The following is a 12,439-nucleotide window of genomic DNA, read 5'->3' on the forward strand; positions in this document are numbered from 1 at the left end:
TTATTATTCTCTGACATCATCGTCATAATCCTGTCACCTCACTGACAGCCCCTGATTATTATAATTCTCCTGTAAACCGACACTGGAGAAATATGATGAATAAGATATCTTCCTTTTTAGCTATCGCCTTTTTTATCTCAGCTGGCGTTAATGCGGCAGAAACATCCACAACGCATCAGCAGGCAGCTATGGCTCACGAGATGATGAATAACAGCGATACACCTGCTCATCAGCAAATGGCACAAACACATAAAGCACAGGTGCAGAATAGCCAATCCACGCGGGCTAGTGCACCGTCTTTTTCGCAAATGAATGAACATGAAAAAGCGATGGTCGTTCATCAGTCAATGAATAACAGTCATTCATATTCACATGAGCTGCAGGCGAAAAAACATCGCGAACAGGCAGCAACGCAAGGGTAATCCATCTCTCCACCAAGACACGCGTGCGGGCCTGGATAGCAACATAGCCTGCGCGCTTTCCCGTGGTTAGTGTCAATTTTAACCGTCCCAAAGAGCGCTGAGATCACAGCGCTCTTACATTCTGTGCGTTACAGTATGCTGCTTTAACGCTGGAGTCAGGCATGGCTTTAACCCTTACGGTGTTACTTGAAAACAGGCGCGCCCGCGGTGCAGAAAAAGTCCTACGGGCAAAACCTGGATTAAGTCTGTTAGTTCAGGATGAAACCACCACGATATTATTTGATACCGGGCCTGATGACAGTTTTAGGCACAATGCCGCATTAATGGGCGTAGACTTGTCTCAGTTAACCGCTGTCGTGCTCTCACATGGTCACTATGATCACTGTGGCGGCGTCCCGTGGCTTCCCGATAACAGCCGCATCATCTGTCATCCACACATTGCCTGCGAACGTTACGCTGCGTTCACGCTTGCAGGATATACCCGTAAAATCAAGAAATTATCGCGCGATAATGATTACTCTCGTCTGCAGATGGCGTACTCCCGTGAGCCTTTGCCCCTTAGCGAACGCTTTCTGTGGTCAGGAGAAATATCCGTATCCGCACCGCAGGCCTACGGTGTCATCAATGAGAATCCTCCCCAACGCGACTACATCACTGACGAAGGGGTATTGATCTACAAGTCAGACCGTGGATTAGTCATCATTACCGGCTGCGGACACCGGGGCATCGCCAATATCGTCGCTCACTGCCAGCAAATAACGGGCATCAGCAAAATTCATGCCCTGGTCGGCGGCTTCCATTTACGCTGCGCATCGCCCTATACGTTATGGCAAACCCGACGATTTATTAAACAACAGCAGCCAGAAAAACTTCTCGGCTGCCACTGCACCGGCGCGTGGGGACGTTTGTGGTTACCAGGACAAGAAGCCCCCGCGACAGGAGATGTTATTGTGCTGGCCGAATAATAATCACCATTGTGGTTGTTGTATCTTCATCACATAACATTCATGAATATCAAAATGCGCGCACAATCTTGATCTGGTCACTTATTATACAGAAATAAAGTTCGCTACACTCAGGACAGAGGTAAACAAACAGGAGGTAGTGAATATGTATCGCTCTATTCTGGTGCCCATTGATATCTCTGAAGCCGATTTAACTCGCCATGTTATTCCGCAGGTTGAAGCGCATGCAAAAACCGCTAAGGTTCATTTTTTAGCGGTCATTCCTACCGTTCCGTTCTACGCATCACTAGGGCTTGCCTACTCCAACGAGTTCCCGGACAGAAGTGGTATACAGGCGAAAGCCACCGAAAAGCTCGACGACATTGTTAAGCAATTCAATATCCCCGCCGGCAGAACGCAGACCCATGTGGTTTATGGCCCACCGAAAGATCAGATCCTTAAACTGGCAGATGCCGTGGACGCCGAATTGATCGTCATTGCATCCCATAAACCGGGTTTCAGCACCTATCTGTTGGGGTCAACCGCCGCTGCCGTAGTACGTCATGCCAAATGCCCCGTACTTGTTGTGCGGTGATATTGGTTAGAAAAACAGGAAAACGGGAGCGATCAGGCTCCCGTTTTTATATCCCCAAAACGCTGCAGAAAAAGTTAAATTCAGAGCCGCTGATGTAGACGTTATGCCTACTGGAATAAAACTTTGCCGGGAGGATATTTTATCGAAATGGTACGCCCTGTAGGATTCGAACCTACGACCTACGGCTTAGAAGGCCGTTGCTCTATCCAACTGAGCTAAGGGCGCATAGAGAAGTGATGACTTCATGCAGATGAAACGCGTGAATTATACGGTCAGCGCCTGCTGAGTCAATGCCTTTTGTTCCGGTTGCTGACGAAGTGTACGAATGTTGTTTTTTTCTGGTCGTTCATGGGGTTCCAGGAAATCACCTGGTAATAACTCAGCCAGCATAATGCGGGATTTAAGGTTACAAGTATTTAGAAAATTAATGATTTTGCTTAACATTCCCCAACCCCTTCCCTGCTGTTCAGGACCTCGTCAATGTTAAGTATCGCTATCAAGGAAGAAAATAGTCATTTCGAACATGGGCTGAAAATCATCATCTCCCGCCTGGCAAATGAGTGGCATCAGGACATCTGCTTTTTACCTACCGAAGATATCGATCGCGCAGACATCGCCTTTATTTCACTGGATGACGATTGGCTCAGCGCAGGATGTTATCAGGTTCCCGTCCACACCAGACGCCAGCATCGGGTTATCATCTGCAACGGAGGCGATAAAGATAAGCTGATGTTTCGTCCCTGCCTGTATATGCTGCCGCTTATCTATCGCGAAGATAATGTTGAAGCGATAACCCAAAAATTGATTCTGATTCTGCAAAAACGCGCGCTCCGCCACAGTGTGCCTGCAACCATCTGCCATTACTGTACCACCCGCCACTTTTCAGTGGAGGAACGCCAGTTTTTAATGCTACTTGCCAGCGGTAACACGCTCGCTGAAACAGCACATCTTCTCTCCATCAGCGATATCCAGGCCAGAGCAACTCGCCGCCGTATTATGAAAAAGCTGGATGTGAAAAATGATCAGCAATTTTTAAGGTATATCAGGACGCACCTGAGTTTTCTGCAACAGTAGAGTGAATCTTGCGGTCGGGCATTTTATTGAGAAATGTCTCATCATCAATTAAGTATCGGCACCTACTGTACCTAATCGCATGCTGCCAGAATACCCTATGTATATTATTTCCGGGGAAACAAATAGACACACTCGGTAATATTTGCTCTGACGCCAGGGGGGATATCGTGGCACCGAGCCTGCTATTATGGAATGATAAATCTGAGTACTCGGTCTTTACCGCTAAAAACAGCGATGCAGAACCCCTGCAATTCGCACTTAAATTCGAGCCCATTGTCGATTTGTCTACCGCGTTGAGATACGGTTGTGAGGTCCTCACACATCTTCCCGCCAATATAAACAGTGAGAAATATTTTCACCAACTGTCGGTTCAGCATCGACAGCATCTGTTTTATCAGCAAATTGACAAAATTAAGTGCTACCAACAGGGATTGCGCTACTCACTGAATTTACCGATGCAAGCCTTTCTGAGTTGGCCGCTATTCCATTCCCTGATTACGCCCTCTCCGTCCAGCTTGATTATCGAAATACAAGATCCAAATACGTTTTATTCTTTAAGTACACCCCAGCGGGCGATCGTCTACGGCGTAATTCAACATCTTGAAGACCATGGTATCCCAATATGGCTGGATGACGTCAATGAGGAACTGCTTGGCACATTCACCGCAGCCAACTGGCATTTGTCAGGGGTGAAGTTAGATAAAAATACGTTCTGGACACTCAGTCATGTGCCGGAAAAACTCCGCTAGGTTATTCAGATGGGGCGCGCAATCGCCAGCCTGGTGGTAGTTGAAGGAATTGAAACGCAAAAACAGCAGGAAATTGCCCTGCGCGCTGGCGCAAATTTGGGTCAGGGATATTTGTGGCCAGCCATTTATCCAGAGCAGGCGCAATAGATACGGACAGGGAAAAAGGAAGGATGCGCAGTGTAAAACGCCGGGAACGGCATCGCCGTTTACGAAACGCCCACTGTACCTGGCAATATGATCACTGTGCGCCGCAGGAATTTGACAGAATTGAGTATCTGGCTCAAAAACTTGATTACACATTACCGGGCGACACAATATCTCAAGCGATTATCACAACAGACAACTATCTCGGCTATACGTTAAATCGCTATTTATTTTCTGGTACACACACGGCCATCTTCCAGACGATTGAATCGGCCCTGCCACTGTTGAAAGAGTCTGAAGCGAGTCAGTTAGTGGTTGATATGGATGGTGCATCAAGCTCATATTTCGATGTTCTGGAATATCTTCGCCGACTCATTAAAGAACAGGATAATATTCAAATTTTCATATTACTTCCCAGTCGCCACGAAGCGCTCAGGCACTTTATTGCGATGGCTGGGCCATTCTATATCCTGTCGCGCCGTCAGCGCCTCCCGGAGATGCGCCATGCTTTATTATCTATGCCGCCAGACCATATTCACTCCGGGCACATAAATCAGGCTGACTGGGAGATGATCTCATTACTGTCACAAGGTAAATCATTAAAGAAGATTGCTCTGCTGCAGGCTCAACCCTATCACCGCGTTATCTATCGCCTGAACCAGCTGATCACGCTGCTGGGGTTGCCACATCGTCAGCGTTTTTTGCATCTGATACATCGCCTCAGCGTTACCTATCCCCATTTAATTTAACACCCTAACCCTCTGTGATATAAGAATTTATAGGAAATTACTTATTTTCAACTGAGAAAACGAATGTGATTTTTACAAACATTTAATATTTACAACTATTCCTGGTATTATATGTCGCGCAGGTATCCTGCTTTAGCTGACAGATTCAGTACATTTCGACAAAAAAGAATTGCCTCGCCGCCTTAACAAAACCTAAACAATTAGTCCATTGTGTCGTTTTTACTATTTAAAAAATTTTTTCAATCTGCCATAATTCAAACAGCAGGAGATTAATATCAATAGTCATTACCATGCCCTGATCTTTCAGGATATCCTAACAGACATTATGAACTTACGTGCTGTAAGCCTTTTCCGAAAGTGCAGAGCAGGTATAATCCTCACTGTTTTCTGATTAATTGTAAGTTTTCCCTGGTGTGAAATGGATATTCCACAAACTCATTGTTCTGACGTAGAACAACCGAATAAACAAGGATGACATAATATTTATTCGGTTCTTCTTCCAGAGCAATCCTTGGCTATTTGACAATATTATAACGCCTGATGTTTTATCAAAATCGCAAGATACACAAACAGTTTGAGGCATACAACAATGAAACCAGCATCCGTTATCATTATGGACGAACACCCTATTGTCAGAATGTCGATAGAAGTACTGCTCGAAAAGAATAGTAATATTCAGGTTGTTCTGGAAACCGATGACAGCCGCGCAGCAATAGATCATCTACGGACTTATCCAGTCGATCTGGTCATTCTGGATATTGAACTACCTGGCTCCGATGGGTTTACATTACTCAAGAGAATAAAATCTCTGCAGGAAAAAACTCGGGTACTGTTTCTATCCTCAAAGTCTGAATCATTTTATGCCGGACGGGCGATCCGTGCCGGTGCCAATGGCTTCGTCAGCAAACGAAAGGATCTCAATGATATCTATAACGCGGTGAAAATGATTTTATCAGGATATTCATTTTTCCCTTCAGACACGCTTAACTTTATTAATAATATTAATATACGTAAAGGTGTGCTGAATGACATGCCGTTATCGAACCGCGAGGTAACGGTTTTACGTTATCTGGCGAATGGGTTATCTAATAAAGAAATTGCTGAGCAACTTTTATTGAGTAATAAAACAATCAGCGCTCACAAAGCTAACATCTATTCCAAGCTCGGACTACATACCATTGTTGAGCTAATTGATTATGCAAAGATGCATGAATTAATGTGATCGCACTCCCGGCGAGGCGTCGTTCGGGAGTGCGTTATCAGCGCATGATGTCAATTGTAGTTAATCATAAACGTAGCATCTGCTTTCGCGATCCCCGGTTGAACGCCATCTGCCAGCGCAATATAGTTGGCAAAAAAAGTCAGCATAGCGTTGCCATTTTCATCAATGCTTACTGTCTGGCTGGCTTGTTCAAGCGGTAATCGCGTACGGTCGCTATCGTGCAATTCAATCGCGACCTTTTGTGCCATCACGGCATCGTCCAGCGCCAACAACGTGGTACCCGCTGCCGGCGTGCCGGAAAAGGTTATCGAGGCCGACCCCGGCGGGCAGCCTTCAAGTTTCAACGTGAAGGGAACCGGTTGGGTCGTATCCCCGGTGGTCTTTAATTGTTTTGTCGGCCAGGTGCCTAGTTCAACCAACTTATTATTGTCACTGGCAATAACCGCACAGGTAAAGTCCACAATATTACCGTGCAGTTCGATATTAATCTCACCCAGCGAGGTATCCGCCTGGCATAGTGAACTGGCTGACACTGCTGATATCAATACGAAAAGTGCACGACGTCTCATTGTTTTCTGCTTATTCATAATCAACTCGCAGATAGCCACGGGCGGTGAAAGGCCCTTCCGCTGGTTTATTGCCCGTCACGCTGACTGGCCATGCTCTAATGCCAACCCGCGCGGCAGCGTTATCATCCAACTGAAAGGGAATGGTGCTGGACAGATTGTTGGGTGTCAGCGGTTTACCGCTGCTGTCGGCCACGATAAAACCTAAATCCGGGTTGTCCGATATCATCATTTGCCCGGACGCTTTTTCGGCCTCGACCCGCATGGTCAGATAAGCTTGCGCGGCAACATTTGTACATTTTATGGCGACCGTTTTCGTTTGCGTATTGATACCTTCGGGCCGGTTACCGGCTCCCGCCTTGCTGAACAGCGAGGCACCAATATCGCCAAAATCAAACTCCACGATTTGCCCGGCATTCACCTCGCAGTTTTGTGGAACTTCCACCTTGCCGCTGTAGCTTATGGTGTAAACCGGCGTACTCAGCGCATCTCCCGTGCTGGTAGTGACATAGACGCTGAACATCGTCTGTCGCGGGATCGGCACCATGTTGATAAATGAACGAATCACTTTTAATTTAAACACCAGCTTCGAATCCATCACGCCAAAAGGCTGCTGTTTGGAAACGTTTGGGTGATTCCCCATGCGGATATAATTACGTGGAGGATAAAACAACCCCGCGTAGCTATCGGTAATACTCATGGCCCCCAACAGGTAATCATTGAGTTTCAGATACTGAAAGTTATTTTCCGTACTTTGCACGGGGAGTTCTGTCACATAACTTCGGTAGGTGTAATTCACCGTCGTCCCTGCCGGGCAGGTTGCATTCACCCCAACCCAGCCTGACTTTTCAGGCAATGTCACTACCTGGCCCGGTTGGTTATTGCTGCTGTTAAACACATTCGACAGATCGTAATAAACGTCCGTTGGCGTTCCGTTCGAGTTATGGCAGACCGTCGCCCATGACGTATTAGCTATAAGCAGTAAAGCGCTTCCCAGTAGCAAAACGGTTTGTCGTTTCATCATATTATCCCTGTCGTGCCGACGGTCGTTGGCACATCACGTTGGTGAGCGTTACAGCCTGTTTCAGGCTCTCTTCAGGCAAGGTATAGTGCGCTTCACAGCGTGCGTTTGCGCCTTCACCCCATTGGATCAACAAGTTGCCTTTGAGCGGCAGGCCACTCAGATAAATTTGTCCATCCTCACCGACCATGCTGGTGACGCCGCTCGTGGTTTCGCGAACCACCGACCCAAATGGCACCGGTTTTCCATCCCGGTTAACCGTGATAAGCGCCCGCACGCCAATGCGTGTATCAAACGCCGCACGTACCAGTGCCCCCTGCGTGGGCACGACGCTGCTAACGTTATTTTCCACATCGGTGTTGTTATTCATTGAATTGGTATCCAGCGCGACGCGGTTGTAACGATAAACGGTGGCATACGGCATGACCGCGTAGCCACGCCAGTCGGTCTGCACGCCGGTCTGGTTTTCTATCCGCACCCCCTGGGCCCCAGGTGCTTTTATCAGTACGTTGGTATCGCCCAGTGGTTGGCTGAGCGTAATGCCGTCCGCATGTCCGATGACGCCACCGGAGAGTTGCCAGTTATAGTCATGCTGGTCACGGTCATAGTTGTAACCCACGCCCAGCGTGCCATAGGCCGCCTGCCAGTTCGCGTTAGCGCTCCCGCTGTATCCGTTGGAGCTGCTGTGTCCCTGATTAACGCTGTAGCTGAGATTGCGTCCATCTAACAGCGTGCCGCCAATACCGCTTTGCCAGCTGTTTTGTCCATTGCTGTTACGGTTCGCATTGAAAGTGGCGTAGGTGCGATCGAGTGCGTTATCACGCGAGTAGCGCCGCCCGGTCAGCAGACTGAACGGTACAGACACATTGAAGGCCAGGATGCGGTCGGTATCAGAGATCCCGACCGATTCATTCCATGACCAGGAGAGTGAATAGCTAATCCCCTGCCAACCGCTGGCATACCCCAGCTGGTACCAGGTATTGGTATCTGAGGTGTTCCAGTACGTTTGCTGGCTACCCGATACATAGAGTGATCCGTAATCGCCAAGGTTCTGCGAAATGTTGATCTGAAAACGTCCCTTTTTGCTGTAGCTCAGATTGTGGTAGCTCTTCACCTGTGGAACATCGTGGCGATTCCCTTCGCTGTCATATTCGTACTCGTAACCTTCCATACTGCGATACGCCACATCATCGAGGGTATAAAACCCGCGCGTCGAATAGCGGTACCCCAACAGCTGGAAGTTGGTACCGAAGTTGTTCAGTGATTTTGCATACAGAAAACGCAGCGATTGCCCCTGATGCGTACTGTCATCCGCCAGTTGGCTCCGGGCATGCGTTAAATCGACAGAGACGGCTCCCCAGTCTCCCAGGTTGCGGCCAGTACCTAACACTAGTGCGGTGTAGCGTGAAGCTAACTGCGTGCCGCCATACGCGGTGTAACCTTCTGGTAACCCGGCAATTAACGTTCCCTGGAAAAAGAATGGCGAAGACTGCTGGCTATTACCGCTGCGAAAATCCCCGGCGACAACGTCATATTTGAAACGTCCTTCACGCTGGAGCAGAGGTACCGTGGAATACGGCACCGTATAGCGCTGTTGACTGCCGTCCTTCTCATCAACCGTTACGTCCAGGTCACCACTCGACGAGGTGGGGTTAAGATCGGTTATCGAAAAAGCGCCTGGCGAAACATAGCTTTGATAAATCACGTAGCCATTCTGGCGAATAGTCAGTTTCGCTGCGGTACGCGCAATCCCACGGACGGTTGGCGCATAGCCCTGTAAGCTGTCGGGATACATGCTGTCGGACGAATAGAGACGAGCACCACGAAAACCGATACTGTCAAAAACGTCGTTGCCAGTGTTACTGTCCCCCATCACCAGCTCACCCTTCAGCGGAATAATCGCGCGCTGAAGCCATGTGCCAATATTTTTCCAGCTTTGCGAATGGTAGCCGTCACCTTTCGAGTAGTTCCATGCACCGTTATTCCTCAGCCGCCATGGGCCATAGTTCAGGCCGCTTAACATGCTTAAGAAATAGCTGTCGGTATCGCTGCCGCGACTGCCGGTAAAGCTGTAGTTAACCAGCGCCGCCGGAATACCTTCATCCCACTCCTCTGGCGGAATATAGCCACGCGCACTGTTCAACATTGAGGCTTGCGGCAGGCTGACATTTAAACGCAGTGTAGAAAAATCGAAGGCAATTTCGCTACCAGGAATCGCCTCTGGCAAATTAATACAGGTATTGTTCGCATCCTGACTGAGTGCCGGAAACGCAGTGATATTGACGCCAAGGCGTTTAACCCAGTCGAGATCAAAGCACGGCATCAGCCCGCCGGATTTTTCTCCGGCTTTCCCCGCGCTGGTGGCGAAACGAATATCCTGGGTGGCCACAAACTCATCATTGCGCCAAATATCCACACGATAAACGCCTTCAGGCTGGTGATTCCCTTTTTCGAAACGAGACAAATCCGCCACAGTAGCGGTATCGGCAGATAAAAACGCCGGATTGAAATAGCTTTCACCCTGGCTGAAGGAGGGAAAGAGCGCGGCCAGCGTGGACAACGCCACCCCTGCCAGCGGTGGCGTAACCCCCGGTAACAGGCCAGGAAAATACGTTGTCTTATTCATCGTTTTCTCAACGCACGCTAACCGTTTTAGCGGTGGTGACTGCGCCATAATCGTTCACCGTCTGGAACGTAACGTTTCCCTGAACGCCAGTCGGCAACAGGACCTGCGTGTCATTTTTTGGCGCAACCATAACGTTATCAATCTTCGTATTTCCGACATTGAGATTGACCAGCGTGACGTAATACGCTGACGGGTTGGTGATTTTCAGGTGGTTGCCGGTACGGGAAAACTGCAGCATGCCTGGCGCATCTTCCGCGATTTGTGGCAGATTATTTGGGCGGACAAAGAGTTTGATGCGCGACAAAATCGCCAGTTGCAGAACGTTTTTCCCCTCAAGGCTATTTTTATTGACCGACGGAATAGCCTTCACATTCATCCAGAACAGCGATTCACGGTCTTTGGGCAGCGGCTCGCCCGCGTAGATGATACGCAGCGTGTTTTCACTTTTAGGTTCACTGACAAACAGCGGCGGTGTGACCACAAACGATTTATCTTTGACGCCTGCGCTGTTCTCTATCCATGAATTAATCAGGAAACGTTCTTTGGTATCACTATTACTAATGGCGAGGGACGTTTGTTTAGCCTCGGCAGGATAAATAACGCGAGTTGCACCTAATGCAATTCCACCAGATGCCTGCACACTGGTGGCAGAAAATAAGGCCAGTAAAATGATAAAGCCTGATTTTAGATAATTAAACATAGCTACAAATACCTTTGGCGTGATTATCGTTAGGAAATAAATCAGGGATACACCAACGTAAACCACACATCTGAACGAAGCGTTCCCGGCGTTATATATTCCGAGACAGCCCGATAGCGAGCAGTGAAATGAAACGTCATCTCTTGCGTTAAAATCGGGGCATAATGAAGCGGCAGCGCATTCGGAATTATTTGTCGCTGTCGCTCATCAAACAACGCCAGACCAATCCCCGAAACCGCAGACGCATCGCCGCTGGCAAGAAAGACCTGTGGATCTTCGGCTGGCGTAACGCCCGCAAAGGCAATCCCCACATGGTCATAAACATCAGCACTGCACGACGTTAGTCGCAGCGAAAACGGTACGCTGGTAGAAGCAAAACTTCCCGTCCCGGAAAACGCGTTAGTGCGGTACTGCCCCATCTGCACCCGTAAGCTCTGGCTGTCTGTGGCAACCGTACAGGCACCATTAACCAGTTGCCCACGTAAATGAAGACGGCCACTTTCCAGTATCACGGTGTGAGCAAACGCCGGCATTACGCAGACCATTCCCGCCAGCGCTACGCCTTTCCCTATCATCTGCCACATCCTTCATCATCCCCGGATAGTGCCTCATCCCATGAGGCGGTAGTCTTCCCTGCAAGAATCAAACGGCTTATTCGTACTTCATGATGAAGGTCGCATCCGCATTTGCCTGACCCGGCGTGGCGCTGGTTGCTGTGGCTTTATAACGCGCGGAGAAACGCAGGGTGTTGGTGCCTTCCACCAGCGCCTGAGCGGTTGAGAAGGTCGCGCCATCTGGCTTCAGTGCGGTAGAGGTGTTGTCCAGGATTTCGATCCCTACGCCGCCCGCTGTGGTGCTGTTATCCGAAGAAGATAGAGCCAACAGGCTGTTGTTGGTGAGGTCCGTCTGGCCCGAGAAAGCAACAGCAGCAGTCGCAGCAACTTTCGGGTCACAGTCGTTCAGCACGATGGAAAACGGAATTTGCGCCGTGGTGTCACCGACTGCGGTGAAGCTGGCGGTACGATATTGGCCTAATGTGACAACCTGGTCGGCTGACTGAGTGCTCACTGCACAGGCTGCATTGACCAGTTCACCTTCAAAGTGAACCGTACCGCCGCTCACGCTTACCGGATCTGCCGCCACCGCTGCGCCCGCCATTAACATCATGCTGGCAAAAACAGAAGAGGTCATTAATTTACGTTTCATGGATTTCCCTTGAATTACACACATCCGGCTCCAGCGTCCTGCGGGATCCGTTTGAATCATTATCGACATTAAATGTCAGGCAAATTATCTCTGCATCCTGTAAAGATATATATCGAGAGAGAATTAGCGAAACGTGTACTCCCACTCTCCTGAGTATTTGATTCACTAATTAATCTTCACGAATATGACAATTCGTCACCGGGATAAATTAAACATTTCAATTAATGAAAAATACCTGCAATTCCTTTTAATGACCCTGGCTTATTCTTATTGGACTCTAAGAAAATTCCGGATGGAAATGAGGCAAAAACGGCCATAACAAGACGTAACAGTCTGGTTTCTGAGATATTACCCATGAAAATAGCAGGGTGATGAGTTGTTTCATTTAGGTTAAGTTTCATTAGCATGCTTATGAATTACG

Annotated in this window: 15 protein-coding genes and 1 tRNA gene; 8 read left to right on the top strand and 8 right to left on the bottom strand. The window is 48.6% G+C overall.

Annotation, left to right across the window (positions count from 1 at the left end; genetic code table 11):
• The first annotated feature begins 95 nt into the window (after positions 1-95).
• From EHN13_RS10180 to uspF, 3 genes are all read left to right on the top strand, one after another.
• A complete protein-coding gene (locus tag EHN13_RS10180; protein WP_061067465.1) occupies positions 96-422 on the top strand; it encodes a hypothetical protein in 327 nt (108 codons plus the stop codon).
• A 161-nt stretch (positions 423-583) separates the two neighbouring features.
• The gene (locus tag EHN13_RS10185) at positions 584-1,387 is read left to right on the top strand and encodes an MBL fold metallo-hydrolase (protein ID WP_048212370.1); all 804 of its coding nucleotides are present in this window, start codon (positions 584-586) and stop codon (positions 1,385-1,387) included.
• Between the two features lie 145 nt (positions 1,388-1,532).
• The gene (gene uspF, locus EHN13_RS10190) at positions 1,533-1,961 is read left to right on the top strand and encodes a universal stress protein UspF (protein ID WP_061067464.1); all 429 of its coding nucleotides are present in this window, start codon (positions 1,533-1,535) and stop codon (positions 1,959-1,961) included.
• A gap of 148 nt (positions 1,962-2,109) precedes the next feature.
• Here the strand turns inward: uspF and EHN13_RS10195 are convergent.
• Both EHN13_RS10195 and EHN13_RS10200 read right to left on the bottom strand, forming a co-directional pair.
• Positions 2,110-2,186: transfer RNA gene (locus EHN13_RS10195), tRNA-Arg, on the bottom strand.
• Positions 2,187-2,225: 39 nt separating this feature from the next.
• The gene (locus tag EHN13_RS10200; RefSeq protein ID WP_040232627.1) at positions 2,226-2,405 is read right to left on the bottom strand and encodes a hypothetical protein; all 180 of its coding nucleotides are present in this window, start codon (positions 2,403-2,405) and stop codon (positions 2,226-2,228) included.
• 36 nt (positions 2,406-2,441) lie between these two features.
• Between EHN13_RS10200 and fimW the strand changes: the two genes are divergently transcribed.
• The 5 genes from fimW (at position 2,442) to fimZ (ending at position 5,899) form a co-directional block, all read left to right on the top strand.
• The gene (gene fimW / locus EHN13_RS10205) at positions 2,442-3,035 is read left to right on the top strand and encodes a fimbria biosynthesis transcriptional regulator FimW (protein WP_101742354.1); all 594 of its coding nucleotides are present in this window, start codon (positions 2,442-2,444) and stop codon (positions 3,033-3,035) included.
• A gap of 167 nt (positions 3,036-3,202) precedes the next feature.
• The gene (locus EHN13_RS10210) at positions 3,203-3,784 is read left to right on the top strand and encodes an EAL domain-containing protein (protein WP_232034651.1); all 582 of its coding nucleotides are present in this window, start codon (positions 3,203-3,205) and stop codon (positions 3,782-3,784) included.
• A 9-nt stretch (positions 3,785-3,793) separates the two neighbouring features.
• Positions 3,794-3,931, top strand: coding sequence for a hypothetical protein (locus tag EHN13_RS24325; protein WP_232034652.1), 138 nt, complete (start codon positions 3,794-3,796; stop codon positions 3,929-3,931).
• Between the two features lie 23 nt (positions 3,932-3,954).
• On the top strand, positions 3,955-4,677 hold the full coding sequence (fimY, locus tag EHN13_RS10215; RefSeq protein ID WP_115600804.1) for a fimbria biosynthesis regulator FimY: 723 nt from the start codon (positions 3,955-3,957) through the stop codon (positions 4,675-4,677).
• A gap of 589 nt (positions 4,678-5,266) precedes the next feature.
• Positions 5,267-5,899, top strand: coding sequence for a fimbria biosynthesis transcriptional regulator FimZ (gene fimZ, locus EHN13_RS10220; protein ID WP_005122050.1), 633 nt, complete (start codon positions 5,267-5,269; stop codon positions 5,897-5,899).
• Between the two features lie 50 nt (positions 5,900-5,949).
• Here fimZ and sfmF read toward each other — a convergent pair whose 3' ends face one another.
• From sfmF to fimA, 6 genes are all read right to left on the bottom strand, one after another.
• A complete protein-coding gene (sfmF, locus tag EHN13_RS10225) occupies positions 5,950-6,468 on the bottom strand; it encodes a fimbria assembly protein (RefSeq protein ID WP_048212618.1) in 519 nt (172 codons plus the stop codon).
• A 10-nt stretch (positions 6,469-6,478) separates the two neighbouring features.
• Positions 6,479-7,486, bottom strand: a complete 1,008-nt coding sequence (gene fimH / locus EHN13_RS10230; protein WP_124021355.1) for a type 1 fimbria D-mannose specific adhesin FimH — start codon at positions 7,484-7,486, stop codon at positions 6,479-6,481.
• A 4-nt stretch (positions 7,487-7,490) separates the two neighbouring features.
• The gene (locus tag EHN13_RS10235) at positions 7,491-10,112 is read right to left on the bottom strand and encodes a fimbrial biogenesis usher protein (protein ID WP_061067462.1); all 2,622 of its coding nucleotides are present in this window, start codon (positions 10,110-10,112) and stop codon (positions 7,491-7,493) included.
• 7 nt (positions 10,113-10,119) lie between these two features.
• Positions 10,120-10,812: a type 1 fimbria chaperone FimC gene (gene fimC / locus EHN13_RS10240; RefSeq protein ID WP_005122054.1), complete on the bottom strand. Its 693-nt coding sequence runs from the start codon at positions 10,810-10,812 to the stop codon at positions 10,120-10,122.
• Between the two features lie 41 nt (positions 10,813-10,853).
• Positions 10,854-11,387, bottom strand: coding sequence for a type 1 fimbrial protein subunit FimI (gene fimI / locus EHN13_RS10245; RefSeq protein ID WP_048212376.1), 534 nt, complete (start codon positions 11,385-11,387; stop codon positions 10,854-10,856).
• 76 nt (positions 11,388-11,463) lie between these two features.
• A complete protein-coding gene (gene fimA / locus EHN13_RS10250) occupies positions 11,464-12,018 on the bottom strand; it encodes a type 1 fimbrial major subunit FimA (RefSeq protein WP_005122056.1) in 555 nt (184 codons plus the stop codon).
• Positions 12,019-12,439 lie beyond the last annotated feature (421 nt).

The organism is Citrobacter youngae (assembly GCF_003818115.1).
Classification (GTDB): Bacteria; Pseudomonadota; Gammaproteobacteria; order Enterobacterales; family Enterobacteriaceae; genus Citrobacter; species Citrobacter youngae.

What these genes read in the sequence shown, in the direction of transcription:
- EHN13_RS10180 (WP_061067465.1), top strand. Translation starts at nt 96, where the DNA reads ATGAATAAGATATCTTCCTTTTTAGCTATCGCCTTTTTTATCTCAGCT.
- EHN13_RS10185 (WP_048212370.1), top strand. Translation starts at nt 584, where the DNA reads ATGGCTTTAACCCTTACGGTGTTACTTGAAAACAGGCGCGCCCGCGGT.
- uspF (WP_061067464.1), top strand. Translation starts at nt 1,533, where the DNA reads ATGTATCGCTCTATTCTGGTGCCCATTGATATCTCTGAAGCCGATTTA.
- EHN13_RS10200 (WP_040232627.1), bottom strand. Translation starts at nt 2,405, where the DNA reads ATGTTAAGCAAAATCATTAATTTTCTAAATACTTGTAACCTTAAATCC.
- fimW (WP_101742354.1), top strand. Translation starts at nt 2,442, where the DNA reads ATGTTAAGTATCGCTATCAAGGAAGAAAATAGTCATTTCGAACATGGG.
- EHN13_RS24325 (WP_232034652.1), top strand. Translation starts at nt 3,794, where the DNA reads ATGGGGCGCGCAATCGCCAGCCTGGTGGTAGTTGAAGGAATTGAAACG.
- fimY (WP_115600804.1), top strand. Translation starts at nt 3,955, where the DNA reads ATGCGCAGTGTAAAACGCCGGGAACGGCATCGCCGTTTACGAAACGCC.
- fimZ (WP_005122050.1), top strand. Translation starts at nt 5,267, where the DNA reads ATGAAACCAGCATCCGTTATCATTATGGACGAACACCCTATTGTCAGA.
- sfmF (WP_048212618.1), bottom strand. Translation starts at nt 6,468, where the DNA reads ATGAGACGTCGTGCACTTTTCGTATTGATATCAGCAGTGTCAGCCAGT.
- fimH (WP_124021355.1), bottom strand. Translation starts at nt 7,486, where the DNA reads ATGAAACGACAAACCGTTTTGCTACTGGGAAGCGCTTTACTGCTTATA.
- EHN13_RS10235 (WP_061067462.1), bottom strand. Translation starts at nt 10,112, where the DNA reads ATGAATAAGACAACGTATTTTCCTGGCCTGTTACCGGGGGTTACGCCA.
- fimC (WP_005122054.1), bottom strand. Translation starts at nt 10,812, where the DNA reads ATGTTTAATTATCTAAAATCAGGCTTTATCATTTTACTGGCCTTATTT.
- fimI (WP_048212376.1), bottom strand. Translation starts at nt 11,387, where the DNA reads ATGATAGGGAAAGGCGTAGCGCTGGCGGGAATGGTCTGCGTAATGCCG.
- fimA (WP_005122056.1), bottom strand. Translation starts at nt 12,018, where the DNA reads ATGAAACGTAAATTAATGACCTCTTCTGTTTTTGCCAGCATGATGTTA.